Below are 24592 nucleotides of genomic sequence, written 5' to 3'. Positions count from 1 at the left end.
CAGCGTATTTTTAATTTTTGCTGGACTACAAAAAGTAAACATATTAATTAATATTATATGTTAATATCAAAATATAAAATTGTTTTTTGGTGCTCCTATTTACTGTTATTTTAATTAAAACCGGGTTAGAATGAATATTTGCACAACTATCATCCTAAACATCTCTTTACATTTTCTTTAAATTTGGCAAAAAGTGAAATCAACTAAACCATATTTTATACCAGCTATCCTTTTTTCTATTATTTCTGCTTTTCTGCTCCTTATGCCAGGGTCTGATTTGCCTTCATCTGAGTTATTTGAGTTGATTTATTTTGATAAATGGGTACATGTTGGCATATTTGGGTTGTTAACCCTGCTTTGGGGTGGGCCCTTTATTTGGATTGTCAATCAACCTGGCAAACAACTTTTGATTGTTGTAGTATTGATAATTGCCTATGGCATTTCAATAGAATTTCTTCAGAAATATTGTACCGAGGATAGAAATTTTGATTTGTTTGATATTATTGCCGACACAATTGGGGTATTGGTGGCATATTATGTATTACTGCAGTTGTACAAAGCACGTAAAAAAAATGAGCCCCTGTAGAAACAGGGGCCGCAACCAAAACTAACTGCTTATGAGAAAATTCTTAATAAATTATTTTACAAATACAATTCAAAATAAGTGCCAAAAATCCTAAAAACATTGTTAACAGATTTTACTGTTTACATAACCCTTATTGTTGATACAAAGTTCCTCTATTCTTTAATAATAAAATGTTAACTAAATCACGTTTTATTGTTAATGCTGATATTTTATCGTTTTTAAAATTTCTTTTTATCTACCCTAAAGTTACTGGATAATCCCCCTTTATTTAATGATTTTTATCATATTATTTCCTTGATTTAAAAAGATAGCTGGCGGTTATCGTAATTGCTCCGGTATTATTCTGGCCGTTTAATACATCTTTTTGAATTGGCGTAAAACCCATATTGATGCCTGTGATTATATTTATTTTATTTTCGTTAGGTAAATTTATTCCCAGCCCAACACCTGCCTGTACCCCTGCATTAAATGAATTGATATCTTTTTTTATATCATTATTTTGATCAAATGAGATTGATTCTTCCAGTAGCGGTATACTAAGAGATTTATCCAGATAAATATTGCCGTTTCCCGCTGTAATGTTTTTAGCATTTATTAAAAAACCTGCGTAGGGTCCCGCCTCCAGTAAGATTGATATGGATTCTGACAGTGTTATGGAAGATTTTAGTAACACTGGTAGTTCAAGATAGTTAAGCTTTACCTCGCTTTGATAATTGCCATAAACATAGGTAGGTAATACAGTGCCCGGAGGAACTTCGTTTGCAAAAGCACTGGTTGGTATTGTTTGTAATCCATTTTTTTTGCCTCCCTGAGAAGCATAATTAATTTCTGCTTGTAAGTATAGATTATTGCCAATTTCATATTCTGCCATTATTCCGGCATATACTCCCAATCTTGAACTCCAGCCTTCGCTTATTGGATTATCACCTTTCGCTTTTAAATTGGGGATAGAAATACCCGATTTTGCACCAAGCATTAATTTGGTTTGACCCAATAAAGAAATACTGAAAGCTGTTAATAGTAGCAGTATGGCAAATGTTTTTCCTGGGATAGCATAATTATTCCTCAATATCATTATAATCTAATTGTTTAAGTAAGATGTATTTTCAAATATAATTTGATTCATTAAACTACAATACCACGCAGCGTTAAAGTTGTATGGTAATTATTTAGTTGCACTGCTTTTTTGCTGCCCAAAGATTGGGACCCTGAACCGAGCGTGGCAAGTAAAGCCTCATAATTATTCTTTGCTGGTTACATAAAAAAAGCCCCTTTGCAGGAGCTTTTTAGTATAAAATATGTTCTATCTAATTAAATAACCCTTTGATATTATCCATTAAACCACCGGTTTGAGTAGAATTTGAATTACCAGAAAATTGATTCAATAAATTTGATACATCTAAATTTCCAGCGCCTTTGGTAAGGTTTCCAAGAATATCCTGAAGGTTAAAGCTGCTATCGTTAGGATCATTGGTTTTATGAACAAACTGGTTTATTACTGTTGGAATTAAGCTTGCAGCAATATTTCCAGCCTGTGATTTATCGATACCCAGGTTACCCACCAGATTTTCAATAAAACCACTTTGTATATTTTGTGTAATTGCGCTATTGCCTGCATTGCTGCCTTGGGAAAACAACTGCATAATATCACTTACATTGCCATTTGAAATAACACCTTTTAACCCATCTATAATAGACCCGGAAGCCATTGAAATAGCTGTATTGTTGTGCTCATTGGGTATTGCAGGATTGTTTACTATTGCATCTCCTGCATTTTGCTGTATAAGGCTTAATAAATTTTCGAACATAATTGTTTTTTTGAAAATTGAAAGTACAGATATACTGGTATTTGTATTATTAAATTTTTAGTCAAAACTCTGGTTGGCTGCTGCCGCCATTTTTAAAAGGCGGTCATATTGTTCGGGTGACAGATCATTATAAAAATAATAAACCGGGTCAACTGGCTGCCCACCCTTATGTACCTCGTAATGGCAATGAGGGCCGGTACTTTTACCGGTATTGCCAACATAGCCTATAACTTCTCCACGGCTTACTCTATTACCTGCTTTTACCTTTATGCGTACCATGTGTCCGTATAAGGTTTCGTAGCCATATCCGTGGCTAATCACTACATGATTGCCAAACCCACCTGCATTAAAATTGGCTTCTTTAACAATACCATCTGCAGTAGCATAAATGGGGGTGCCCTGGGGTGCAGTAAAATCAAGCCCCGCATGAAATTTTGTTACTTTATAAACTGGGTCTATTCTATAACCAAAACCTGAAGCTATTCGGCTCAAATCTTTATTGCTAACCGGCTGTATTGCCGGAATAGCCGCTAATAGTTTAACTTTATTCTTAACCATTAAATCAATCGCTTTATACGATTTTTCCTGATAGGCAGTTTTTAAAATCAGGTTGTTCACCTGTTCCGATAAGCTTTTAACCAATTGGCTCTCACTCATACTTTGTACCAATTGTATCTCTTTCGATTTTTCCATTTCCTTTAAACGGGCACTATCTGGAATGGGTTTCGATTCAAAAACAGCACGGTAAACATTATTATCGCGGTTTTCCAATTCAAGCATTTGTTTTTGCAACTGTTGCACCTGTTGTTCCAATACACTATATTTTTCCCTCATGGCATCATTATCCTGTTGCAGCATTTTTTCTTTGGGAGAATCAATGTATTCAAAAGCAATAGCCACAATTAAGATGGCCAAAGCCAAGCTGGCAGCAAAAAAACCAAACACCCTAAGTAGTTTTACCCTAAAAGGCGTTTCCAGTTTTTCGTACCTTAAAGTATGAGTATTGTAATAATATTTTATTTTCCGCATATTCAAATCCAGATAAGTATCATATAAAAGCTATCATTTCTATTATTATTAAAGCAAATAATTTATTAGCCTGGCTATTGCAAATCTATTCTGCCTGGTTGCGTCGCACACTTCAGGTGCAGAATGTTTATTAAGCTTTCAACAGCCAGCTGTATAAAAAGTAAACCTATTTTAAAGCTAATAAGCTCCTGTTTCCAACAAAGCAATTCCTTACCTTTGCTGCCCCAAATCAAACAAAGATATAGGCTTACAAAGATTTACAATTCTAAATTTTCAGTGAAATTATGCTTACCAGTGCACAGATAAGACAACAGTTTCTTGATTTCTTCAAGTCAAAAGGTCATCATATTGTTCCTTCAGCACCTATTGTTATAAAAAACGATCCTTCATTGCTTTTTACCAATGCGGGGATGAACCAGTTTAAGGATTATTTTCTGGGTAATAAGCAGGCGCCCTACAAAAGGGTGGTAGATACCCAAAAATGTTTACGTGTTAGCGGTAAGCATAACGATCTGGAAGAGGTAGGAGTAGATACCTATCACCACACCATGTTTGAAATGCTGGGTAACTGGAGTTTTGGAGATTATTTTAAAAAAGAAGCTATAGCCTGGAGCTGGGAATTACTCACTGAAGTTTATAAAATAGATAAAGAGCGACTTTATATAACTGTTTTTGAGGGAGATGAAAATGAAGGATTACCTCCCTCCACCATTGCCCTGGAAGCCTGGAAGCACTATGTACCTGCAGAGCGTATTTTGTTTGGTAATAAAAAGGACAACTTTTGGGAAATGGGCGATACCGGTCCCTGCGGCCCTTGTAGTGAAATACATGTAGACTGCCGGTCCGAAGAAGAAAGAGCATTGATACCAGGAAGCCTTTTGGTTAACAAAGACCATCCTCAGGTAATAGAAATTTGGAACAATGTATTTATCCAATACAACCGTTTAAAGGATCGCAGCCTCGTTCCTTTGCCTGCTACCCATGTAGATACCGGTATGGGCTTCGAGCGTTTGGTAAGGGTGCTTCAGGGCAAACAAAGCAATTATGATACAGATGTTTTTACAGGAACCATAAATGCCACAGAGCGTATTACTGGCCAGCGGTATGACTATAGTGATAGCAAGCATGCCATTGCATTTCGTGTAATTGCAGATCATATCAGGGCAATTGGTTTTGCCATTTCAGATGGACAGCTGCCTTCTAATACCGGAGCCGGTTATGTAATTCGCCGAATTTTGCGCAGGGCCGTACGGTATTATTATTCTTATTTAGATTATAAACAACCCCTTTTACACCAGTTAATACCAGTTATAGCTGCGCAGTTTGAACAAGTTTTCCCTGAACTGCATCAGCAAAAAGATTTTGTGGCCAAGGTTGTGAAAGAAGAAGAAGATGCATTTTTAAGAACCTTAGATAAGGGTCTTAAAAGAATTGATGATATTATTGCGGGTGTAGATCAAAACAATACCATCAACGGTAAATCTGCCTTTGAACTGTTTGATACCTATGGCTTTCCCTTAGATTTAACCATGCTAATAGCTGCTGAAAACAATCTTGTAATTGATGAAGCTGGTTTTAAAGAGGAAATGCAGCAGCAAAAAAATCGCAGCCGCGCTGCAGGTGTTGTTGATACGGAAGATTGGATTGAAGTACATAATACCCCTGATAAAGGTTTTGTGTACGACGATGTTTTGGTACACACTTTAGTAACCAAATACCGCAAAATCACTGCAAAAGGTAAAGAGCAGTATCAGATTGTTTTGGCAGAAACCCCGTTCTATGCCGAAAGTGGCGGCCAGGTTGGTGATAATGGTTATCTGGAATTTGATGGCGAAAAAATATGGGTTACAGATACAAAAAAGGATAATGGGTTGATTATTCATTATACCAATCAGTTACCCACAAATATTGCTGCGCCCGTTAAAGCAGGTTTTAATATTGAGAAAAGGTTATTTACTTCTTATAACCATACCGCTACGCACCTGATGCATGCTGCTTTACGTAAGGTATTGGGTGCACATGTGGCACAAAAAGGAAGTTTGGTAAATGAGGAATACCTGCGTTTTGATTTTTCTCATTTTGCCAAGATGACGGACGAGGAAATTCGTGAAGTAGAGCAAATTGTAAATGAAAAAATAAGGGAAAATATCCCCGTGGTAATTAAGCAAATGCCTAAGGAAGAAGCATTGCAATTAGGCGCTATGGCTTTATTTGGGGAGAAATATGGAGATACGGTTCGGGTGGTGATTATTGATCCAAACTATTCAATAGAGCTATGTGGCGGTACCCATGTAATGAGTACCGGTATGATTGGGGTATTTAAAATTACCAGTGAAGCGGCGGTGGCAGCAGGTGTACGCAGGGTAGAAGCCTTAACTGGCAGCGCTGCCTTTAATTTATTATACAGCCAGTTTGCAGGATTAAAAGAAATTGCCGGCTTGTTAAAAACAAAAGATCCGGTAAAAGCAGTGGAAAAAATTGTACAGGAAAAGCAAGACCTTGAAAAGCGTTTGGAAAGCATGGAAGCCAAGCAATTGGCTGCTTTTGCCAAAGAATTGCAGGCTAAGGTACAGGATATAAATGGGGTTAATTTTATTGGAGAATTGGTAGAAGTATCCAATGCTGATGCCCTGAAAAAAATATGTTTTGACCTTAAATCCAATATTGCTAACCATGTATTTATACTTGCTGCCAATATTGATGGCAAAGCCAGTGTAGTAGTAATGATTGACGAAGCGCTTGCCGCAGCCGGCAAATTGGATGCAGTAAAAATTATAAAAGAACAGGCTACCCCTTTAATTAAAGGTGGTGGAGGCGGCCAAAAATCCTTAGCTACCGCAGGCGGCCAGGATGCTAGTAATTTACTTCAGCTTATAAACAAAGTAAAAGCGCTGGTAGAATTAATATAGACCGGGCAAAATTAGTAAAAGGGCCATCTGTTAACAGGTGGCCCTTTTTATTTTAGGAACTTACTTAACCTGTTTTTATGGCCCAATAGTATTGTTGCAGTATAAGAGTGCGACGCAAGTAAAGCATCATTCCCGCATACAGTTGGGGTCACAAATTTTCAATACAATAATTTGTAAAAAGGGCCATAAATACCATTTGTTGGGTATGTTATATTTTACTGGTATAAATACTTTTAAACTCTCAACAAACTTAAACAAAAACTGATATGAACAATCTAATTACTCGTAATCATGGCCAGCATTATACAACTGATTTTCTTTCGTGGACAGATGGTGTTGATGCCATGTTAAAACCTTCTGAAGACGCCATGTTGCCCAATGTATTGGTACATACGGCACGTTTTACCAATACACCCTGGGGAATAGCACCGGGAGGAATGCTGCTGATTAATCCTGATATGAAAGAAATACCTGATTTTTTTGGATTTATTTGTGCCAACGAGGCCCTGGGGGCCTATTATGGTCCGGCCATTTTTAAGGGTACACCATTTGAACGGGCACCGGTTTATGTGGCAGATATTGACGTAAATGTGCATTTTCCGGGAAATGTAAGTGTAAAAATTGCTGTTGCCGGCCATATTTGTGAGTTGGAAATGAGCGATTTTGACCCTGCACAATATTATAACAGAGACCCTTTTCCCATGCCATTCAGGCAAAATGTAATTGAAGCTAAAGCTAAATCAGCCACTTTTAAATGGGATGGCCGCATCATTGGCGGCGTTTTGCCTGCAACAGGTATAGGCGCTGGCTTACCAGCCTGTTATTCCCCTGCCGGTATGTATATAATAGAATAGCAAATGTGTTTTTATTGGCCAGGCCATAGAATAAAAAGCAGCTTTACTTGCGTCGCACTCTTGTACGTTTAGCAAAATGGCAGCACATTCTGTGGTTTGGCTTAAATCATCTACCTCGATGCTGTTTACAATAAATTATGCCCTCATGTTGCAAAAACTGCACTAGCAATTAATTTTGAAAGATAATCAGAAGCCTAAAACCACCCTTTTTTACCCAAAAAACCTATATTTTTACTTGACAGGCACATTTTTAAAAAATAATTGCTCTTTTTTTTAAAAACATTGCAAATATTCTTGTCAGTTAATATCCATCCCCTTACCTTTGCGCTCCCAATCTGAAAATTGGCTTAAGATATGTCTCAAAGAATAAGAATAAAATTACAATCATACGATCATAGCTTGGTAGATAAATCTGCTGAGAAAATCGTAAAAACTGTGCGCAGCACAGGAGCAGTAGTTACAGGTCCAATTCCTTTGCCTACACACAAGCGAATTTTCACTGTTCTTCGTTCACCACACGTGAACAAGAAAAGCCGTGAACAATTTCAATTGTGTACGCACAAGAGATTATTGGATATCTACACTTCATCATCAAGAACAGTAGATGCGTTGAGTAAATTAGACCTGCCATCTGGTGTTGAGGTAGAAATTAAGGCATAAGCCTGCCGCCGAAAGGCTGGCAATACAAGTTCTTATAAATTGAATTATCTCCCAACTCTGAAAGGAAAAAAGGAGCTCTGATCAACAACATACATCAACCTTGTGCAACAAAGCACCTGGTTAAACATATGAACAAGCCCTTCGAGGTTTGTTTACCAACGGTACTTCCTCTCTCAACAGTTTGAGAAACAACGGAAAAGGTCGTAGGCAAACAAGGATTGAATTTCGCACATCGGCGAAATGTCCTCACAACCATGCGGGGCGCAAACCGCAAACAAACGATGAAAGGTATTATTGGAAAAAAAATCGGGATGACCAGCATCTTTACCCCGGATGGCAAGCAAACTGCTTGTACAATTATTGAAGCTGGTCCTTGCGTTGTAACTCAGGTTAAGACTCAGGAGTCTGACGGTTATAATGCATTACAACTTGCTTTCGGCGATAAAAAAGAAAAGCACTCCACGCAAGCCGAAACAAATCACTTCGCAAAAGCTAATACATCAGCTAAGAAATTTGTAAAAGAATTTCGTGATTCTTCTCTGGATAAAAATTTAGGTGAAACCGTAACTGTAGACATTTTCGCTGAAGGCGATAAAGTTGAAGTTGTAGGTACAACCAAGGGTAAAGGTTTTCAGGGTGTTGTAAAACGCCATGGCTTCCACGGTGTTGGCGAACAATCGCATGGCCAGCACGACCGTTCACGTGCACCAGGTTCTATTGGTGGTTCTTCTTATCCTTCAAGGGTATTTAAAGGAATGAGAATGGCTGGCCGTATGGGTAGCGACAGGGTGAAATTGAAAGGCTTAAAGGTGGTAAAAATCTTTGCTGAAAAAAATTACATTCTTATCAGCGGATCAGTACCGGGTCATATCGGTTCAATAGTTTTAATCCAGAAGTAAACTTTAATCTGAAGTAAAATGCAAGTAGACGTTTATAATATACAAGGCGAGAAAACCGGTAGAACATTAGAGTTACCGGAAGATATTTTCGGTATTGAACCTAATGACCACGTAATTTACCTGGCTGTTAAACAATACCTTGCTGCTCAACGCCAGGGTACACATAAAGTAAAAACCCGTGCCGAAGTAAAAGGTGCCAGTCGTAAACTGCACAAACAAAAAGGTACCGGTGGTTCAAGAAAAGGTAATATACGTAACCCGTTATACAAAGGTGGTGGTACTATTTTTGGACCTAAACCCCACAAATGGGATATTAAATTAAATAAGAAAGTAAAGGACCTTGCCAAAATGAGTGCCCTTACCTATAAAGCAAAGGAAAATGCAATTGTTGTTGTTGAAGACATCAATATGGATGTTCCTAAAACAAGCCAGTTCATGGGTATAATGAGCGGTTTAAAGGTTGCATCAAAGAAAACTTTGTTTGTTACACCTGGCTTTGATGAAAATCTTTATTTAAGCACACGTAACGTTCCCAACATTGCCAGTGTTTTATTATCAGACATTAACACATACGATATAATAAATGCTGATGTTTTGGTACTAACTGAGAATGCGGCAAAAATATTTACCGATCAAGATAGTGCTGTAGAAGCATAATTGAGTAACGTTTCAATGATATAAAAAATGCAACCGACAGAAGTTTTAATAAAGCCAATACTTACTGAGAAAGCAAATGCTCAGCAAGATAAATTGAGAAGATTTACTTTCAAAGTGCACCGTAGGGCTAATAAGCTTGAAATTAAAGATGCGGTAGAAAAATTCTACGGCGTATCTGTAACTGAAGTAAATACAGTGGTGGTTCCCGGAAAAAATAAAACCAAATTTACAAAAGCAGGTTTTATTAAAGGTGTTAAGCCTTCATACAAAAAGGCTTATGTAACTGTAGCAGAAGGTGAAACTATTGACCTGTACGCAAATATCTAATTTCTGTAAAGAAGTTTAGAAGTATAAAGAATGGTAGTTCAACTACCGCAAAAGTTGAAAATATTTTATAACCAAAAGTTTATCGCCTAAGGCGAATCAGGGTATGGCACTTAGAAAATATAAACCAATTACAGCAGGCACCAGATGGAGAATTGGTAACGCCTTTGCTGAAATTACTACCAACAAACCTGAAAAGAGCTTAATTGAGTCTATCAGCAAAACTGGTGGTCGTAACTCACAGGGTCGTCGTGCAATGCGTTATATTGGTGGTGGTCACAAAAAGCACTATCGTATTATAGATTGGAAACGTGATAAAAAGGAAATTGAAGCAACTGTAATGTCTGTAGAGTACGATCCAAACCGTACAGCATTCATCGCTTTGTTACAATATGCAGATGGTGAAAAAAGATACATACTTGCACCACAGGGTATACAGGTAGGTACAAAAGTAATCTCTGGCGATGCAGTAGCACCTGAAATTGGTAATGCATTAAAAATGAAAAATATACCATTAGGTACTATGATTCATAATATTGAAATGCAACCAGGTCAGGGTGGTAAATTGGTAAGAAGCGCAGGTACCTCTTCACAGTTAAGTAACAAAGAAGAAAAATACGCTATCTTAAAAATGCCTTCTGGTGAATTACGCAAAGTATTAATTAATTGCTATGCAACCGTAGGTGTTGTATCTAATGGAGACCATAATCTGGAAACCATGGGTAAAGCCGGTAGAAACAGATGGAAAGGTATTCGCCCAAGAAACAGGGGTGTTGCCATGAACCCAGTAGATCACCCAATGGGTGGTGGTGAAGGTAAAGCTTCAGGTGGACAGCCTCGTTCAAGGAACGGCCAATACTCAAGAGGTCTTAAAACACGTACTAAGGGCAAAGGCAGCGATAAGCTGATTATTGTTCGCAGCAACGGTAAAAAACTGGCCAAATAAGTAAAGCATTAACCGGGCTCTTGTAAATAAATGAAACTTTACTTGCGTCGCACTCTTCAACTGTTAGATTTTTGCTGAGCAAAGAAATACAGTACAAGTGAGTGACACAACAAAAGATGATAAAAGAACAAAAGCCTGATTCCAAAATAGAAACAGAAATCGAAAATCATTAAATCGTAAATCCTCATGGGTCGTTCGATTAAAAAAGGTCCTTACGTAGATGCAAACCTGGAAGAAAAGGTATTATCTATGAACGAAGGCAAAAGCAAAAGGTCTGTAATTAAAACGTGGAGCCGTCGCTCAACAATTACTCCAGACTTTGTAGGTCATACTTTCGCAGTACATAATGGTAATAAGTTTATACCTGTGTATGTTACAGAATTTATGGTAAGTCATAAGCTGGGTGAATTTGCACCAACCAGAAATTTTAAAGGTCACTCTGGTAGCAAAAAATAAGTAATTAGTTTTATTGGTTTGTAAAGGCAAGCCGGTTTAACGAGCAACTCAATAAAAGAAACTGAAAAAATGGAAGCAGTAGCAAAACTTAGAAATTATCCTACGGGTCCGCGTAAGATGCGTTTGCTGGCAGATGTTATAAGGAATATGGAAGTGGAAAAAGCACTGGGTATTCTGGAGCATCATCCACAACATAATGCTATACCATTGGCAAAATTGTTAAAGAGCGCTATTAATAACTGGGAGCAAAAGAACGAAGGTAAAAGCGCAGCAGATGCCAGCCTGATAGTTAAAACGGTTTTTGTAGATGGTGGCCGTGTATTAAAACGTATGCGTCCGGCTCCACAGGGTCGTGGTTACAGGGTTCGTAAACGTAGTAATCATGTAACTATCATTGTTGATTCAAAAAATTAATAAAAATTTTTAAACGATAATATGGGTCAGAAAGCAAATCCTATTGGTAACAGGTTAGGTATCATCCGCGGATGGGAGAGCAACTGGTATGCTAGTAAAAAAGATTATGCTAACAAACTTATCGAGGATAACAAGATAAGAACATACCTGAATGCCCGTATCAATAAAGGTGGCATAGCCAAGATTGTTATTGAGCGTACATTAGGTAAGTTAATTGTTACAATACATACATCTAAACCTGGTATCATTATCGGTAAAGGTGGTAACGAAGTAGATCGTATTAAAGAAGAGTTGAAGAAATTGACCAGCAAAGATGATGTGCAGATCAACATTCTTGAAATACGCCGCCCGGAATTGGATGCCAACATTGTTGGAGACACGATAGCCAGGCAGATTGAAAATCGTATCAACTACAAACGTGCCATCAAAATGGCCATCGCATCTACCTTACGTATGGGTGCTGAAGGTATCAAAGTAAAAGTAAGCGGTCGTTTAGGTGGTGCTGAAATTGCACGTTCAGAAGAAATTAAGCAAGGTCGTGTTCCATTACATACTTATCGTATGGATATAGATTACGCTTCTATTTTTGCCTTAACCGTTTATGGTAAAATTGGTATCAAGGTATGGATTTGTAAAGGTGAGGTTTTAGGCAAAAGAGAGTTAAATCCAAACTTTGTAGGTGGTAAGAGTGATGTTAGTGATAGAAGAGATAGAAGAGAAGGTGACAGAAACGAAAGGCCTGAAAGAAGAGATGACAGACGCGGCGGCGGTGGTGGAGATAGAAGAGGTGGTGGAGAAAGAAGAAGATAATTACATTAATTAAAGTTCCATAGGTTTTATACGAAGTTTTAAAAAAAACTGTACAAAGCCGAATGATCAAATTGAATTTAAAATGTTACAGCCGAAAAGAACGAAACATAGAAAAGCACAAAAAGGTCGTATACGTGAAGTTGCCAAGCGTGGCACCAGTATAGCTTTTGGTTCTTTTGCACTCAAGTCCTTAGAAGCCATTTGGTTAACCAATCGTCAGATTGAAGCTGCCCGTCAGGCAATGACACGTGCTATGAAACGTGAAGGTAATGTGTGGATTAGGATTTTTCCTGACAAGCCAATCACCAAAAAGCCATTAGAGGTAAGGATGGGTAAAGGTAAAGGTAACCCTGAATATTTTGCAGCGGTTATTGAGCCAGGTCGCATCATATTTGAATGTGATGGTGTATCTGAGCAAGTAGCTAAAGATGCAATGCATCTTGCTTCGCAAAAATTGCCTGTTAAAACAAAATTCATTGTAAGAAGAGACTTACAATAATAATAAAACAATGTGAAAATGGCATAGTATCTAATGGGTACAGTGCAATTACAAAGTTTTCAAATTGAACAACAATGGTTAAGAAAATTGAATTCAACAAAAGCTTAAAAGATCTGAACGAGACTGATCTTAAAGCACGTATACAAGAAGATAGTTTACGTTTAAAAAAGCTGGAATTTGCTCATGCAATTTCTCCTCTGGAAAATCCTATGAGTATTCGTGGCTTAAGACGTGATATATCACGTTTAAATACTGAATTAAAGAAAAGAAGTCTCGGTATCTAATTAAAATATACAACAATGGTTGAAAGAAATTTGCGTAAAACGAAGGTTGGTGTTGTTAGCAGCAATAAAATGACTAAAACTATCACGGTTGCTGTTGAAAGAAAAGTAAAACACCCGATCTATGGTAAGTTCGTAAAGAAAACTACCAAGTTTCATGCCCATGACGAGAAGAATGAGTGTACTGTAGGTGATGTAGTGAAAATCATGGAATCACGTCCGCTAAGCAAAACAAAACGTTGGCGCTTGGTTGAGATTGTTGAGAAAGCTAAATAGTTTTTTTCAAGCTCTACACTGGTTGTATTATATAGCCATGGAAAGCCTCTGATTGATATCAAAAATGTTTTAACTGTTCAATCCGCATAAGTGGAAAGAGCTCAAAGCTAAAAAGATGATTCAGCAAGAAAGTAGATTGAATGTAGCTGATAATAGCGGTGCCAAAGAAGTGCTTTGCATCAGGGTATTAGGAAACAGCGGACAGGATTATGCCAAAATTGGCGATAAAATTGTTGTAACTGTTAAAGATGCAATACCTGCCGGTGGCGTTAAAAAGGGCACAGTTTCTAAAGCTGTTATTGTACGCACCAAAAACAAATTGCGTCGTAAAGATGGATCTTATATCCGTTTTGATGACAATGCAGTTGTTTTATTAAATAATTCTGATGAGCCAAGAGGTACCCGTATATTCGGCCCTGTTGCCAGGGAATTAAGGGATAAAGGATATATGAAAATTATATCTCTGGCTCCTGAAGTACTATAATTCTTACATAGAAATATAGACTATAAACCAAAGTAGTGAAAGATAGAAGTTAAATAAACTAAGGTTGACTTCATAAATAATATACAATGAGCAACAGATTTAAACCTAAATACAATATCAAAAAGGGCGATGAAGTAGTTATTATTGCCGGCGATGATAAAGATTTAAAAAAGCCGCGTAAGGTACTTAGCGTTATCATTGATAAAGGTAGGGTGGTTGTAGAAGGTGTGAATATTATTACAAAACACACCAAGCCTTCTGCACAAAATACCAAAGGTGGTATTGTAAAAATCGAAGCACCTATTCATATCAGCAATGTTATGTTATGGGATGCTAAAACTGGTGGGCCTTCTAAAATTAAGCGCTCTAAAGTTGATGGTAAATTAGTTCGTATTGCAAAAAAATCCGGGGAGGTAATTAAATAATGAGTACTGCAAAATATAGTCCCAGATTAGAGGATAAATACAAAAACGAAGTTGTACCCGTTTTAATGAAAAAATTCGGTTACAAAAGCATCATGCAAGCTCCAAAGCTTGAGAAAATCTGTGTAAACCGTGGCGTTAACGGTGCCGTAGCTGATAAGAAAATTGTTGATGTAGCTGTAGATGAGCTAACAATGATTACTGGTCAGAAAGCTGTGCCAACCATGAGTAAAAAGGATATCTCTAACTTTAAATTACGTAAAGGCATGCCAATTGGGGCACGTGTTACTTTACGTGGTGAGAAAATGTACGAATTCCTTGATCGTCTAGTATCCATTGCTTTACCTCGTGTACGTGATTTTAAAGGTATCAGTGATAAGGCTTTTGACGGTCGTGGTAACTATACCTTGGGTGTTACAGAACAAATCATATTCCCAGAGATTGATATTGATAAAGTAAGCAAAATTACTGGTATGGATATCACTTTCGTTACTACCGCAACTAATAACGAAGAGGCTTATGAATTGTTGAAAGAGTTAGGCATGCCTTTCAAAAATGCTAAAAAAGAGTCATCTAATTAATATAGTCTAAGACAAACGAATCGGGACTAATTAAGTTTTACCTTTTTCGTGATAAACAAATCTCATTATGGCAAAACAATCAGTAAAGGCCAGGCAAAGAAAGCGTGAAGTAATGGTAGCTAAATATGCTGAAAAGCGTGCTGCCTTAAAAGCTGCCGGCGATTACCAGGCATTAGATCTTTTACCAAAAAATGCTTCACCTGTACGTCTTAAAAACCGTTGTCAGCTTTCGGGTAGACCCCGCGGTTATATCAGGTACTTTGGTGTATCAAGGATAGCTTTCCGCGATATGGCATTGGATGGTAAAATTCCAGGTGTGAAAAAAGCCAGCTGGTAGTATTTACACGCTGCAACAACATATTATGAACGTAATGTTCATAGTGAATCTTAAATTTTGAACAGATTAATTAATAATAGTTATGGTAACTGATCCTATAGCAGATTTCCTTACCAGGATTCGTAACGCTCAAATGGCTGGTCATAGGTTGGTAGAAATACCTGCTTCTAATTTAAAAAAGCGTATTACTGAGATCCTTTACGATCAAGGTTATATTCTTAAATACAAATTTGAAGAAGATACAAAACAAGGTATTATCAAAATAGCCTTGAAGTATGACCTTCAAACCAAACAACCTGCAATACGCTCTCTTGAAAGAGTTAGCCGTCCGGGTTTAAGGCAGTATGCTAAGCCAGCAGAAATCAAGCGTGTTATCAATGGTTTGGGTATTGCTATCTTAAGTACATCTAAAGGTGTAATGACAGATAAGCAAGCTAAATCTGAAAATGTTGGCGGAGAAGTGCTTTGCTACATTTCCTAATAAATATTTAATAATGGATTTGATAATTAAGCCCCAGTCGTGGCTGAACACTCATCCGATTTGTATAATAATAAATTAAAAACCGACTATGTCACGTATAGGTAAAAAGCCCATCACAATACCTGCAGGTGTTAAAATAACTGTAGGAGCTGATAATATCATTACCGTTAAAGGCCCTAAAGCTGAATTAAAGCAAGCTGTTGACAGAGATATTACTGTAACAATTGAAGAAGATCATATTGTTTTAAAAAGACCAACTGATCAAATTCGTCACCGCGCTATGCACGGTTTATACCGTTCTTTATTATCCAATATGGTTAATGGCGTAACTGAAGGTTTTAAAAAGCAATTAGAATTAGTGGGTGTGGGTTACAAAGCAGCCAATCAGGGAAATTTATTAGATCTTTCATTGGGTTATTCGCACAATATTATTTTCGAGGTTCCTAAAGAATTAAAGGTGGAAACGCTTACTGAAAAAGGTAAAAATCCACAAATTATACTTGAAGGATCAGACAGGCAATTGCTTGGTCAGGTGGCTGCAAAAATTCGCAGTTTACGTAAACCAGAACCGTACAAAGGTAAAGGTGTTAAGTACAGCGATGAGATTGTACGTAGAAAAGCTGGTAAAGCTGCCGGTAAATAAATTTAAATATACAGCTGCCGAAATTTTATTTTCCCGGCTGTATATCTTATATCTGCTTATCTTGCGTCGCACACTTTTACTTTCAGGTCATTGCTCAGCAAAGTGATAGAGTACAAGTGAGTGACACAACTAAAGCACCACAAAGCGTTTAGTTCAAAAACATAAAACCTTCTGGCATTATTCAGGAGTCATCAAATAGAAGTATATGGACAGTAAAATATTAAGAAGACAAAAGATACGCTACAGAATTCGTAAGAAAGTTGCTGGTGTAGCTGTAAAACCAAGATTGTCTGTATTCCGCAGTAATACTGATATCTATGTTCAATTGATAGATGATATTAGCGGACAAACAATTGCTGCTGCATCTTCAAACGATAAAGATATTAAAGCACAGGCTGGTAATAAAGTAGAAAAAAGTAAAATGGTGGGTGCTGCTATTGCAACAAAAGCAATTGCATTAGGTGTTACCACCGCAGTGTTTGATCGTAGTGGTTATTTATACCATGGTCGTGTTAAAGCTGTAGCAGAAGGTGCACGTGAAGGTGGCCTGTTGTTCTAAAAATTATCTGCATAGCAGAATGTTATAAAACGTAATTCGTAAAACCTGTTTGCCAAACGGCAGGCATAATTTGCAAATATCAAATGGCTAAAGTTAATTTAAATAAGGTAAAGGCCGGCGGCGATGTTGAATTGAAAGATAAAGTTGTTGCCATTAACCGTGTTGTAAAAACTACCAAAGGTGGCCGTACATTTAGTTTCTCTGCAATTGTTGTTGTAGGTAACGAGAATGGTGTTGTTGGTCATGGTTTAGGTAAAGCAAAAGAAGTACAGGAAGCTATTACCAAAGGCATTGAAGATGCTAAGAAAAATTTGGTAAAAGTGCCTGTAATGCATGGAACTATTCCTCACGAACAACTGGCTAAAGATGGTGCTGCTAAAGTATTGATTAAGCCAGCTGCACATGGTACCGGTGTTATCGCGGGTGGTAGCATGCGTGCTGTATTAGAAAGTGCCGGTGTAACAGACGTACTTGCTAAAAGCCTGGGTTCTGCCAATCCTCACAATGTTGTAAAAGCTACTATAAAAGCGCTTACCCTATTAAGGGAACCTATTGAAGTAGCTAAAAACAGAAACATTAAATTAACTAAAGTTTTTAACGGATAATATTCAATAGTTATCTGCTGTGTGCAGGTAAATTATTGGCAAACTTATTTATCATGAGCAAAATCAAGATTACGCAAATAAAAAGCGGCATTGACAGATCTGAACGTCAAAAGCTTACATTGCAGGCTTTAGGTCTGAAGAAGCTGAACTCTTCCAAAGAGGTTGAAGTAACTCCACAAATTCTTGGGATGGTGGAAAAAGTTAGTCACCTAGTTAAGGTTGAACAAATAGCCGAATAAATTATTAATGTGCAATTGTTATACAATTTGCACATTTGTTTTACAGTCATATCATTAATAGCGAGGGGGCGATTCCCCGTTGAGTAAAAAAATCAATACAACATGAAACTGCACAATTTAAAACCTGCTGAAGGTTCAGTACACAAAGAAAAACGTATCGGTCGTGGTGAAGCAAGTGGTAAAGGTGGTACCTCTACCAAGGGTAATAAGGGTGGACAAAGCCGTGCCGGTTATGCCAGCAAAATGGCACATGAAGGTGGTCAGATGCCTATTCAAAGAAGAATTCCAAAGCGTGGTTTTAAAAATCATGGCCGAGTAGAATTTTCTGTGTTTAACTTAGGTCAGATCGATCAACTAAATGAAAAATACGGTTTTGCTGAATTTAGCGTAGAGACTTTATATGTAAATGGTTTAATAGCTAAATCAGATAAAGTTAAAATATTAGGAAATGGCGAACTGCAATCTAAATTATCTTTCAAAGTAAACGCGGTTAGCGCAAAAGCCAAAGCGGCTATTGAAGCAGCAGGCGGTACCGTTGAAATTATATAATTTATTTTAACGACATTTGCCAGACGCATCCATAGATGCGTCTTTTGGTTTACAGCATGCATTCACTTTCATAACATATTTTTCAGTGAAAAAATTAATTCAGACAATTAAGAATATTTGGGGCATAGAAGAGTTACGCAGTAAAATCGTGGTAACCTTAACGCTAATTCTGGTTTACAGATTGGGTGCACATATTGTTTTGCCTGGTATCGATCCTAATAAATTATCCGCAGCTCAATCCAGTGCCAGCAGCAATGGTTTACTAGGTTTATTTGATGCATTTGCAGGTGGCGCTTTTTCACAAGCTTCTATTTTTGCTTTGGGTGTAATGCCTTATATCTCTGCTTCTATTTTTATGCAGTTAATGACGATTCTTGTTCCTCAAATGCAGAAAGTGCAAAAAGAAGGAGAGAGTGGCCGTAAAAAAATCAATCAGTGGACAAGATACTTAACCGTATTGGTAACTATTCTGCAGGCAAGCGCTTATGTAGCTTACCTTAAAACGCCAGGCTATGCAGAAGCAATGATTGAATCTTACAAAGATTATTTCCTTTATTCTACTATCATCGTTCTTTCTGCAGGTACTTTGTTTGTAATGTGGTTAGGCGAGAAAATTCAGGATAAAGGCTTAGGTAATGGTGTATCAATTATCATCATGATTGGTATATTATCCAGATTACCGCAATCTATCATTCAGGAATTTGCTGCCAAGCAAACCAAAGGTGGCGGTGGTTTATTAATATTCATGATTGAAATAGCTATTTTAATTGCCATCATCATGGGTCTTATTATCCTTATTCAGGGTGTAAGAAGAGTTCCTGTTAATTATGCCAAGCAAATAATTGGTAACAGGCAATTTGGTGGTGCACGTCAATTCCTGCCTTTAAAAGTTAACAGTGCGGGTGTAATGCCTATTATCTTTGCGCAAGCCATCATGTTCTTGCCAACATTGTTCTCCTTCACCAATTTAGATTCTGCTCAGGGTATAGTAAAAATATTCTCCGATCATAGTAATGGCTGGTACATGTTAATCTATGGTATCATGGTAATTGGCTTTACTTTCCTTTATACTGCTTTGATTTTTAATCCAAAGCAAATGAGCGAAGACTTGAAACGCAATAACGGATTTATACCTGGTGTAAAACCTGGTCAGCCAACTGCCGATTATATAGGTGCTATCATGGATAAAATTACTTTACCTGGTGCCGTATTTTTAGCTTTCATAGGTATCTTACCTGGTTTCGCACAAATGCTTGGTGTTATACAAGGATTCAGTACCTTCTTTGGTGGTACCTCCTTGCTAATTATGGTGGGTGTAATTTTAGATACACTACAACAAATTGAAACTCACCTCTTAATGCGTCAATACGATGGGTTAATGAGTGGTGGAAGAATACAGGGCAGACAGGCCGTATCTTCAGCAAGTTATTAGTATAATTTCTTTGATATACATAACACCTGTCAGCAATCTGGCAGGTGTTATTTTTTATAAAGCCTAATAACTGTTTTTTTAGCCAGGCAAAAGGTTAAAAATGAGGCATCCGTTGCGTCGCACTCTTCGGCGCTAACAACTGCCGCAGCAAAACAAATTGAAATTAAGTGGGTATAAGAAAGCAATTTTTGCCCTCAAATTTTGGTATTTGCACTAATGCAATATCAAATCAACTATTATAATGTCACGAAGAATAAATGGTATGATAATTTACAAAACCGAAGCAGAAGTAGCATTAATGAAACAAAGTGCTACATTGGTAAGTAAAACACTTACAGCCGTAGCCAATGTTTTACAACCGGGTATGACAACCCTTGAGATTGATAAGCTTTGTGCTGAATTTGTGCAGGATCATAAAGCAATACCTTCATTCTATAATTATCGTGGGTATCCTCATCATATTTGTGCTTCTGTAAATGATGTTGTGGTCCACGGCTTTCCTGATAATGTGCCCCTAAAGGAAGGAGATATCGTTTCTATTGATATGGGCGTAATTCTTAATGGCTGGCATGGAGATCATGCTTATACTTTTATTTTGGGAGAGGTAAGTGAAGAAATACTGCGTTTGGTAAAGGTTACAAAAGAATCATTATATAAGGGCATAGAAAAGGCAATAGCTGGTAATCGGGTAGGTGATATCAGTTATGCTATTCAGGAGCATACAGAGCGTCGTAATGGCTATGGAGTAGTGCGTGAATTGGTTGGTCATGGTTTGGGTAGAAGCTTGCATGAAGATCCACAAGTACCCAATTATGGCAAGCGTGGTGATGGAAAAAAAATGAAAGAGAATATGGTGCTGGCTATTGAGCCAATGATCAATATGGGCACCAAAGATGTGTATACCGAATCAGATGGCTGGACAGTTAAAACACGTGACGGAAAGCCATCCGTGCATTTTGAACATGACGTTTGTGTAAAACGTAATAAGGCCCTTATATTAAGCGATTATTCTATTATTGAAGCTGCTGAACAAGCTAACCCTCATTTAAATACTTCCTATTATACCGCAGCAGTTGCTGCGCAATAAGTATGGCAATACAAAAAAAGCTGGTTGTTATTGGCGGTGGTGCAGCTGGCTTTTTTTGTGCTATAAATGCAGCTATGCTACAGCCTGATTTACAGGTAATACTTGTAGAAAAATCCAATAAGGTTTTGTCCAAGGTTAAAATCAGTGGCGGTGGAAGATGCAATGTTACCCACCACTGTTTTGAAATTGAGGCCCTGTCTAAACATTATCCCCGGGGCCAGCATTTTCTCAAAAAAGCATTTCATTGGTTTAATGCCACTGATACAATACAATGGTTTGAGCAAAGAGGGGTAACCTTAAAAGCAGAAGCCGATGGAAGAATGTTCCCTGTAACAGATAGTTCGCAAACGATTATTGATTGCCTGTTAAAGGAAGCTGACAAATACGGTGTTCGGGTGCAATTAGGAATGGATATTAAACGCATAGACCGTATCGATAACCATTTTGTGATGCAGGATGTAAATGGTAAATCCTTAACGGCTGATTATTTATGTATTGCCACAGGCGGCCAGCCTAAAACCACGCAATACGAATGGCTTACTTCTATGGGGCACGATATTGAATTACCGGTGCCTTCATTATTTACATTTAATATACCCAATAATAATATTACCCAGTTAATGGGGGTAAGTGTAGATCGGGCAACGATAAAAATACAGTCTTCAAAACTGGTGGAATCTGGCCCATTGCTAATTACGCATTGGGGACTAAGCGGTCCGGCAATACTAAAATTATCTGCCTGGGGTGCCCGATACCTGGCAGATTGTAATTATCATTTTACTGCATTGGTAAACTGGCTTCCGGATTATACAGAAAATAGTTTAAGGGATAGCTGGCCAGAATTACGCCGGCTGAATGGTGCTCAAAAAATGTACACAAAAAACCCCTTTGGCTTGCCTAACAGGTTATGGCAATATCTTTTACTACAGGCAGGTATTGATGCTGAAAAAAGGTGGGCAGATTTGCCGGCTAAACAACAAAATACCCTTATTCAATATTTAACGGCCCATAGTTTCCCCGTAAAAGGCAAAACAACTTTTAAAGAAGAATTTGTTACATGTGGGGGCATAAAATTGGCCCAAGTGGATGTAAATACCATGCAAAGTAAAATTGTTCCCCACCTTTATTTTGCCGGGGAAATATTGGATATTGATGGTGTTACAGGAGGGTTTAATTTCCAAAATGCATGGACAACAGGATGGATTGCTGCCAACGCCATTGCTGCCATAAAAGAGGAACCCTGAACCGAGCGTGGCAAGTAAAGCTGCCATGTAAATATTGGCTCACTACATAAATGGCATTTTGTTTACCACAAATCTACATATCAAGTAGTTGTTGCTCGGCAGTGCAGGATTGCCACAAATAATACCCTCCTGATAAATTAAATACCTCATTAAATCCATTTTGCTTTAATATACGGTGGGCCAGATAACCTCTTAAACCTGCTTCGCAATAAATGTAAATGGGCGTATTTGTGGGTATTTCGTTCAACCTGTTTCTTAATTCATCAACCGGAATATTGATAGCATGTTGAATATTGCCTTTTTCAAATTCATCCGGTCTTCTTACATCTATCAACAAAGCAGTTGGTGGTATATTGGTTGTTTCGTTCCAGTAAAAAACAGATAGCCTTTTTTGCATGATATTATCTGCTACAAAGCCAGCCATATTAACGGGATCTTTTGCTGATGAATAAGGCGGTGCATAAGCATGTTCAAATTCCATCAAATCCTCAATTGTGCCGTTATTTTTTATAATGCCTGCAAGTATATCCAAACGTTTATCTACACCTTCGTAACCTGCTATTTGGGCACTATATAAACGGCCATCTGCAGGTGAAAATGCAATTTGTATACTCATTTGTTTTGCATTAGGATAATAGCCTGCATGTGAACCATTATGAGTGGTAGATACCACATAGGGTATGTTGGCAGCAGCTAAATGTTTTGCCGCAGTACCTGCTGTACCAACTGTCATGTCGAACACTTTTACAATGGCATTGTTAATGGCTCCTTTGTAGGACTGTTTATTCCCCAAAACAATGTTATTGGCGCAAATACGTCCTTGTTTATTGGCAGGCCCAGCCAGATAAGTAATCATTGATTGCTGTGTAATTGGATTGGTAAATTCAATAGCATCGCCTACTGCATAAATATCCTTATTGGAAGTTTGCATAAACTCGTTTACCCAAATTCCATTTGCTGGTCCAAGAGTAAGATTGGCACTTACTGCCAGCTTGGTATCGGGCCTAACTCCAATAGATAAAATAACTATATCGGCCTCCAGTTGATTGCCGTTTTTTAAGGTAACTTTTAGGATGTCATTTTCCTTTGAAAAGCCTGTTACTGCTGTATTTAGATGTAAATAAATGCCTTTACTGCGCATATGTTGTTGTACAATTGCAGCAATAGGATAATCTACCGGAGCCAATATTTGATTACCCATTTCTACCACACTTACATCCATGCCAAGGTGATGAAAATTTTCGGCCATTTCTAGTCCGATAAAACCTGCGCCAACTACAATGGCTTTTTTTGCTTTTGTGGTTGTAACAAATTTTTTTATTGTGTCTGTATCAGTAACATTACGCAGCGTAAATATGCCCTCGTTGTTAATACCCGGAATTGGTGGTCGAAGTGGCTCAGCTCCAGGCGATAATACTAGTTTGTCATAAACTTCCCTGTAAGTTTCGCCGGTTTCAAGGTTGGTTGCGGTTATGGTTTTGTGTTCTGCATCAATGGATATAACTTCTGTTCTTACCCTTACATCAATATTAAACCGGGTATTAAATGCTGCCGCTGTTTGTACAAATAACTTATTCCTTTCTGTAATTACATTGCCAATATAATAGGGCAAACCGCAATTGGCATAAGATATATATGCGCCCCGTTCAAAAATAATAATTTCAGCATGTTCATCTAATCTTCTTAAACGGGCTGCAGTACTGGCACCACCGGCTACTGCCCCTATAATAATATATTTCATATGGTTAATTTGATGTAGGTTAATAAAGGTGTGTATGTGTAATAGTAAACTGTTTTTTTTAAGTATTTATTGACCAGGCTTATAGAGCAGCTATTTAACATTCGTTGCGTCGCACTCTTGTACAGTATCACTTTACCCAACAGAAAACCGTGGGCATATTTTCGAAGTGGAGTGTATGCTTAGCTACCCCTTTTTTCTTTCCCAATACCGGCTTTGTCTAATATTTTTTCAAGCGGGCAAAAGCCTGTGATGGAAGATTGTACAAGATTTACACCAACAAATACACCCAGCCATAGCCAAGCTATGTTTACATAAAATGCAAGTATAATGCTGGTTAGCACGAATGTGCCGGCAACGGCCCGAACTATTTTCTCTTTCATTTTTCTGTTTTAAATCAATAACTGGATTTTTCTACCGGTAATATAAATGCCCTGATGGGGAATCCGGAGTTTACGCTGGCATTGTATGATTTTACAAACTCCATCGCATTATCAGCGTTGGCATCCTCAGTAAAACTGTACAGAAAAATTGAATCAAATTTTTCATCTCCGCTGCTAAACCAGGAATGTATAATATCGGGCTGTTGATTATCTCTAAAGCCGGTTGTTTTTGTAGCACTAAACACATGTATATTGGCTTTTGAAAATATGGCTGCCACTTCGCTCTGGTATTCTTTTAGGCAGGTTACAAAAAGGAGTTTCATATTGTTATTGTTTATTGTTGACTATGTTTTTAAATGCTGCACCATGTTAATAAAGTACAAGAGTGCGACGCAACGGC

General features: G+C 37.7%; 33 protein-coding genes. 27 read left to right on the top strand and 6 right to left on the bottom strand.

What is annotated here, in order from left to right:
* The first annotated feature begins 193 nt into the window (after nucleotides 1-193).
* The gene (locus GD597_RS14905) at nucleotides 194-586 is read left to right on the top strand and encodes a VanZ family protein (RefSeq protein WP_171608679.1); all 393 of its coding nucleotides are present in this window, start codon (nucleotides 194-196) and stop codon (nucleotides 584-586) included.
* A gap of 286 nt (nucleotides 587-872) precedes the next feature.
* Here GD597_RS14905 and GD597_RS14900 read toward each other — a convergent pair whose 3' ends face one another.
* The 3 genes from GD597_RS14900 to GD597_RS14890 all read right to left on the bottom strand — a co-directional run bounded on the left by GD597_RS14900 (nucleotide 873) and on the right by GD597_RS14890 (nucleotide 3423).
* On the bottom strand, nucleotides 873-1661 hold the full coding sequence (locus GD597_RS14900) for a porin family protein (protein ID WP_171608678.1): 789 nt from the start codon (nucleotides 1659-1661) through the stop codon (nucleotides 873-875).
* A 232-nt stretch (nucleotides 1662-1893) separates the two neighbouring features.
* Entirely contained in the window at nucleotides 1894-2394 is a 501-nt protein-coding gene (locus tag GD597_RS14895; RefSeq protein ID WP_171608677.1) for a hypothetical protein, read from the bottom strand.
* A gap of 57 nt (nucleotides 2395-2451) precedes the next feature.
* Nucleotides 2452-3423: a M23 family metallopeptidase gene (locus GD597_RS14890; protein WP_171608676.1), complete on the bottom strand. Its 972-nt coding sequence runs from the start codon at nucleotides 3421-3423 to the stop codon at nucleotides 2452-2454.
* 284 nt (nucleotides 3424-3707) lie between these two features.
* On the opposite strand from GD597_RS14890, the gene alaS reads away from it, so the two are divergent.
* From alaS to GD597_RS14760, 26 genes are all read left to right on the top strand, one after another.
* Nucleotides 3708-6332: an alanine--tRNA ligase gene (gene alaS, locus GD597_RS14885; protein ID WP_171608675.1), complete on the top strand. Its 2625-nt coding sequence runs from the start codon at nucleotides 3708-3710 to the stop codon at nucleotides 6330-6332.
* Nucleotides 6333-6598: 266 nt separating this feature from the next.
* Nucleotides 6599-7186 (top strand): hypothetical protein, encoded by a 588-nt coding sequence (locus tag GD597_RS14880; protein WP_171608674.1) that lies wholly within the window; start codon nucleotides 6599-6601, stop codon nucleotides 7184-7186.
* A gap of 354 nt (nucleotides 7187-7540) precedes the next feature.
* Entirely contained in the window at nucleotides 7541-7846 is a 306-nt protein-coding gene (gene rpsJ, locus GD597_RS14875; RefSeq protein ID WP_171608673.1) for a 30S ribosomal protein S10, read from the top strand.
* A 281-nt stretch (nucleotides 7847-8127) separates the two neighbouring features.
* Nucleotides 8128-8745: a 50S ribosomal protein L3 gene (gene rplC / locus GD597_RS14870; RefSeq protein WP_171608672.1), complete on the top strand. Its 618-nt coding sequence runs from the start codon at nucleotides 8128-8130 to the stop codon at nucleotides 8743-8745.
* An 18-nt stretch (nucleotides 8746-8763) separates the two neighbouring features.
* Complete coding sequence (gene rplD, locus GD597_RS14865) at nucleotides 8764-9402, top strand: 50S ribosomal protein L4 (protein WP_171608671.1); 639 nt, start codon at nucleotides 8764-8766, stop codon at nucleotides 9400-9402.
* A gap of 27 nt (nucleotides 9403-9429) precedes the next feature.
* The gene (gene rplW, locus GD597_RS14860) at nucleotides 9430-9729 is read left to right on the top strand and encodes a 50S ribosomal protein L23 (RefSeq protein WP_171608670.1); all 300 of its coding nucleotides are present in this window, start codon (nucleotides 9430-9432) and stop codon (nucleotides 9727-9729) included.
* Between the two features lie 103 nt (nucleotides 9730-9832).
* Nucleotides 9833-10672, top strand: coding sequence for a 50S ribosomal protein L2 (gene rplB / locus GD597_RS14855; protein ID WP_171608669.1), 840 nt, complete (start codon nucleotides 9833-9835; stop codon nucleotides 10670-10672).
* Between the two features lie 186 nt (nucleotides 10673-10858).
* Nucleotides 10859-11128 carry a 30S ribosomal protein S19 gene (rpsS, locus tag GD597_RS14850; RefSeq protein WP_171608668.1) on the top strand — a complete coding sequence of 90 codons (270 nt, stop codon included), beginning with the start codon at nucleotides 10859-10861 and terminating at the stop codon, nucleotides 11126-11128.
* A gap of 69 nt (nucleotides 11129-11197) precedes the next feature.
* Complete coding sequence (rplV, locus tag GD597_RS14845) at nucleotides 11198-11542, top strand: 50S ribosomal protein L22 (protein ID WP_171608667.1); 345 nt, start codon at nucleotides 11198-11200, stop codon at nucleotides 11540-11542.
* Between the two features lie 21 nt (nucleotides 11543-11563).
* A complete protein-coding gene (gene rpsC / locus GD597_RS14840) occupies nucleotides 11564-12352 on the top strand; it encodes a 30S ribosomal protein S3 (protein WP_171608666.1) in 789 nt (262 codons plus the stop codon).
* A gap of 82 nt (nucleotides 12353-12434) precedes the next feature.
* A complete protein-coding gene (gene rplP / locus GD597_RS14835; protein ID WP_171608665.1) occupies nucleotides 12435-12851 on the top strand; it encodes a 50S ribosomal protein L16 in 417 nt (138 codons plus the stop codon).
* Nucleotides 12852-12925: 74 nt separating this feature from the next.
* Nucleotides 12926-13135 carry a 50S ribosomal protein L29 gene (gene rpmC, locus GD597_RS14830; RefSeq protein ID WP_171608664.1) on the top strand — a complete coding sequence of 70 codons (210 nt, stop codon included), beginning with the start codon at nucleotides 12926-12928 and terminating at the stop codon, nucleotides 13133-13135.
* A 15-nt stretch (nucleotides 13136-13150) separates the two neighbouring features.
* On the top strand, nucleotides 13151-13408 hold the full coding sequence (gene rpsQ / locus GD597_RS14825) for a 30S ribosomal protein S17 (RefSeq protein WP_171608663.1): 258 nt from the start codon (nucleotides 13151-13153) through the stop codon (nucleotides 13406-13408).
* A gap of 115 nt (nucleotides 13409-13523) precedes the next feature.
* Nucleotides 13524-13892, top strand: a complete 369-nt coding sequence (gene rplN / locus GD597_RS14820) for a 50S ribosomal protein L14 (protein WP_116849282.1) — start codon at nucleotides 13524-13526, stop codon at nucleotides 13890-13892.
* Between the two features lie 86 nt (nucleotides 13893-13978).
* Nucleotides 13979-14317: a 50S ribosomal protein L24 gene (gene rplX / locus GD597_RS14815; RefSeq protein ID WP_171608662.1), complete on the top strand. Its 339-nt coding sequence runs from the start codon at nucleotides 13979-13981 to the stop codon at nucleotides 14315-14317.
* Complete coding sequence (gene rplE / locus GD597_RS14810) at nucleotides 14317-14895, top strand: 50S ribosomal protein L5 (RefSeq protein WP_171608661.1); 579 nt, start codon at nucleotides 14317-14319, stop codon at nucleotides 14893-14895. Before rplX ends, rplE begins: the two co-directional genes overlap by 1 nt.
* Before the next feature lie 67 nt (nucleotides 14896-14962).
* Complete coding sequence (rpsN, locus tag GD597_RS14805; RefSeq protein ID WP_171608660.1) at nucleotides 14963-15232, top strand: 30S ribosomal protein S14; 270 nt, start codon at nucleotides 14963-14965, stop codon at nucleotides 15230-15232.
* An 82-nt stretch (nucleotides 15233-15314) separates the two neighbouring features.
* The gene (rpsH, locus tag GD597_RS14800; RefSeq protein WP_171608659.1) at nucleotides 15315-15713 is read left to right on the top strand and encodes a 30S ribosomal protein S8; all 399 of its coding nucleotides are present in this window, start codon (nucleotides 15315-15317) and stop codon (nucleotides 15711-15713) included.
* An 88-nt stretch (nucleotides 15714-15801) separates the two neighbouring features.
* Nucleotides 15802-16356 carry a 50S ribosomal protein L6 gene (rplF, locus tag GD597_RS14795; protein ID WP_171608658.1) on the top strand — a complete coding sequence of 185 codons (555 nt, stop codon included), beginning with the start codon at nucleotides 15802-15804 and terminating at the stop codon, nucleotides 16354-16356.
* 205 nt (nucleotides 16357-16561) lie between these two features.
* Nucleotides 16562-16915, top strand: coding sequence for a 50S ribosomal protein L18 (gene rplR, locus GD597_RS14790; protein WP_171608657.1), 354 nt, complete (start codon nucleotides 16562-16564; stop codon nucleotides 16913-16915).
* An 83-nt stretch (nucleotides 16916-16998) separates the two neighbouring features.
* Nucleotides 16999-17520, top strand: a complete 522-nt coding sequence (gene rpsE, locus GD597_RS14785; protein WP_171608656.1) for a 30S ribosomal protein S5 — start codon at nucleotides 16999-17001, stop codon at nucleotides 17518-17520.
* A gap of 53 nt (nucleotides 17521-17573) precedes the next feature.
* Nucleotides 17574-17759 carry a 50S ribosomal protein L30 gene (gene rpmD, locus GD597_RS14780; protein WP_216368596.1) on the top strand — a complete coding sequence of 62 codons (186 nt, stop codon included), beginning with the start codon at nucleotides 17574-17576 and terminating at the stop codon, nucleotides 17757-17759.
* A 102-nt stretch (nucleotides 17760-17861) separates the two neighbouring features.
* Nucleotides 17862-18308 (top strand): 50S ribosomal protein L15, encoded by a 447-nt coding sequence (rplO, locus tag GD597_RS14775; RefSeq protein ID WP_171608655.1) that lies wholly within the window; start codon nucleotides 17862-17864, stop codon nucleotides 18306-18308.
* Nucleotides 18309-18393: 85 nt separating this feature from the next.
* Nucleotides 18394-19740 carry a preprotein translocase subunit SecY gene (secY, locus tag GD597_RS14770; RefSeq protein WP_171608654.1) on the top strand — a complete coding sequence of 449 codons (1347 nt, stop codon included), beginning with the start codon at nucleotides 18394-18396 and terminating at the stop codon, nucleotides 19738-19740.
* Nucleotides 19741-19981: 241 nt separating this feature from the next.
* Nucleotides 19982-20827 (top strand): type I methionyl aminopeptidase, encoded by an 846-nt coding sequence (map, locus tag GD597_RS14765; protein WP_235954312.1) that lies wholly within the window; start codon nucleotides 19982-19984, stop codon nucleotides 20825-20827.
* Nucleotides 20828-20829: 2 nt separating this feature from the next.
* Nucleotides 20830-22071: a BaiN/RdsA family NAD(P)/FAD-dependent oxidoreductase gene (locus tag GD597_RS14760; RefSeq protein ID WP_171608653.1), complete on the top strand. Its 1242-nt coding sequence runs from the start codon at nucleotides 20830-20832 to the stop codon at nucleotides 22069-22071.
* Between the two features lie 73 nt (nucleotides 22072-22144).
* On the opposite strand, the gene GD597_RS14755 is transcribed toward GD597_RS14760, so the two are convergent.
* The 3 genes from GD597_RS14755 to GD597_RS14745 form a co-directional block, all read right to left on the bottom strand.
* Nucleotides 22145-23812 carry an FAD-dependent oxidoreductase gene (locus tag GD597_RS14755; RefSeq protein ID WP_171608652.1) on the bottom strand — a complete coding sequence of 556 codons (1668 nt, stop codon included), beginning with the start codon at nucleotides 23810-23812 and terminating at the stop codon, nucleotides 22145-22147.
* A 179-nt stretch (nucleotides 23813-23991) separates the two neighbouring features.
* Nucleotides 23992-24192 carry a YgaP family membrane protein gene (locus GD597_RS14750; RefSeq protein WP_171608651.1) on the bottom strand — a complete coding sequence of 67 codons (201 nt, stop codon included), beginning with the start codon at nucleotides 24190-24192 and terminating at the stop codon, nucleotides 23992-23994.
* Nucleotides 24193-24206: 14 nt separating this feature from the next.
* A complete protein-coding gene (locus GD597_RS14745; RefSeq protein WP_171608650.1) occupies nucleotides 24207-24515 on the bottom strand; it encodes a hypothetical protein in 309 nt (102 codons plus the stop codon).
* Between the last annotated feature and the right edge of the window lie 77 nt (nucleotides 24516-24592).

The sequence above is a fragment of the Limnovirga soli genome (genome assembly GCF_013106755.1).
Lineage (GTDB): Bacteria > Bacteroidota > Bacteroidia > Chitinophagales > Chitinophagaceae > Limnovirga > Limnovirga soli.
Note: the sequence above shows the minus strand (reverse complement) of the source record. Positions and strands in the feature narration are given on the sequence as shown.

Excerpts from the sequence above, each read along its gene's own strand:
- GD597_RS14880 (WP_171608674.1), top strand. The coding sequence starts at position 6,599 with ATGAACAATCTAATTACTCGTAATCATGGCCAGCATTATACAACTGAT.
- map (WP_235954312.1), top strand. The coding sequence starts at position 19,982 with ATGTCACGAAGAATAAATGGTATGATAATTTACAAAACCGAAGCAGAA.
- rplF (WP_171608658.1), top strand. The coding sequence starts at position 15,802 with ATGTCACGTATAGGTAAAAAGCCCATCACAATACCTGCAGGTGTTAAA.
- rpsC (WP_171608666.1), top strand. The coding sequence starts at position 11,564 with ATGGGTCAGAAAGCAAATCCTATTGGTAACAGGTTAGGTATCATCCGC.
- GD597_RS14895 (WP_171608677.1), bottom strand. The coding sequence starts at position 2,394 with ATGTTCGAAAATTTATTAAGCCTTATACAGCAAAATGCAGGAGATGCA.
- rpsQ (WP_171608663.1), top strand. The coding sequence starts at position 13,151 with ATGGTTGAAAGAAATTTGCGTAAAACGAAGGTTGGTGTTGTTAGCAGC.
- rplD (WP_171608671.1), top strand. The coding sequence starts at position 8,764 with ATGCAAGTAGACGTTTATAATATACAAGGCGAGAAAACCGGTAGAACA.
- rplC (WP_171608672.1), top strand. The coding sequence starts at position 8,128 with ATGAAAGGTATTATTGGAAAAAAAATCGGGATGACCAGCATCTTTACC.
- rplX (WP_171608662.1), top strand. The coding sequence starts at position 13,979 with ATGAGCAACAGATTTAAACCTAAATACAATATCAAAAAGGGCGATGAA.
- rplB (WP_171608669.1), top strand. The coding sequence starts at position 9,833 with ATGGCACTTAGAAAATATAAACCAATTACAGCAGGCACCAGATGGAGA.
- rpmD (WP_216368596.1), top strand. The coding sequence starts at position 17,574 with ATGAGCAAAATCAAGATTACGCAAATAAAAAGCGGCATTGACAGATCT.
- rpmC (WP_171608664.1), top strand. The coding sequence starts at position 12,926 with ATGGTTAAGAAAATTGAATTCAACAAAAGCTTAAAAGATCTGAACGAG.
- rpsJ (WP_171608673.1), top strand. The coding sequence starts at position 7,541 with ATGTCTCAAAGAATAAGAATAAAATTACAATCATACGATCATAGCTTG.
- rplP (WP_171608665.1), top strand. The coding sequence starts at position 12,435 with ATGTTACAGCCGAAAAGAACGAAACATAGAAAAGCACAAAAAGGTCGT.
- rplO (WP_171608655.1), top strand. The coding sequence starts at position 17,862 with ATGAAACTGCACAATTTAAAACCTGCTGAAGGTTCAGTACACAAAGAA.
- GD597_RS14760 (WP_171608653.1), top strand. The coding sequence starts at position 20,830 with ATGGCAATACAAAAAAAGCTGGTTGTTATTGGCGGTGGTGCAGCTGGC.
- rpsE (WP_171608656.1), top strand. The coding sequence starts at position 16,999 with ATGGCTAAAGTTAATTTAAATAAGGTAAAGGCCGGCGGCGATGTTGAA.
- rplN (WP_116849282.1), top strand. The coding sequence starts at position 13,524 with ATGATTCAGCAAGAAAGTAGATTGAATGTAGCTGATAATAGCGGTGCC.
- GD597_RS14750 (WP_171608651.1), bottom strand. The coding sequence starts at position 24,192 with ATGAAAGAGAAAATAGTTCGGGCCGTTGCCGGCACATTCGTGCTAACC.
- GD597_RS14745 (WP_171608650.1), bottom strand. The coding sequence starts at position 24,515 with ATGAAACTCCTTTTTGTAACCTGCCTAAAAGAATACCAGAGCGAAGTG.
- rplR (WP_171608657.1), top strand. The coding sequence starts at position 16,562 with ATGGACAGTAAAATATTAAGAAGACAAAAGATACGCTACAGAATTCGT.
- GD597_RS14900 (WP_171608678.1), bottom strand. The coding sequence starts at position 1,661 with ATGATATTGAGGAATAATTATGCTATCCCAGGAAAAACATTTGCCATA.
- rpsS (WP_171608668.1), top strand. The coding sequence starts at position 10,859 with ATGGGTCGTTCGATTAAAAAAGGTCCTTACGTAGATGCAAACCTGGAA.
- GD597_RS14755 (WP_171608652.1), bottom strand. The coding sequence starts at position 23,812 with ATGAAATATATTATTATAGGGGCAGTAGCCGGTGGTGCCAGTACTGCA.
- rplW (WP_171608670.1), top strand. The coding sequence starts at position 9,430 with ATGCAACCGACAGAAGTTTTAATAAAGCCAATACTTACTGAGAAAGCA.
- rpsH (WP_171608659.1), top strand. The coding sequence starts at position 15,315 with ATGGTAACTGATCCTATAGCAGATTTCCTTACCAGGATTCGTAACGCT.
- rplE (WP_171608661.1), top strand. The coding sequence starts at position 14,317 with ATGAGTACTGCAAAATATAGTCCCAGATTAGAGGATAAATACAAAAAC.
- alaS (WP_171608675.1), top strand. The coding sequence starts at position 3,708 with ATGCTTACCAGTGCACAGATAAGACAACAGTTTCTTGATTTCTTCAAG.
- rplV (WP_171608667.1), top strand. The coding sequence starts at position 11,198 with ATGGAAGCAGTAGCAAAACTTAGAAATTATCCTACGGGTCCGCGTAAG.
- GD597_RS14890 (WP_171608676.1), bottom strand. The coding sequence starts at position 3,423 with ATGCGGAAAATAAAATATTATTACAATACTCATACTTTAAGGTACGAA.
- rpsN (WP_171608660.1), top strand. The coding sequence starts at position 14,963 with ATGGCAAAACAATCAGTAAAGGCCAGGCAAAGAAAGCGTGAAGTAATG.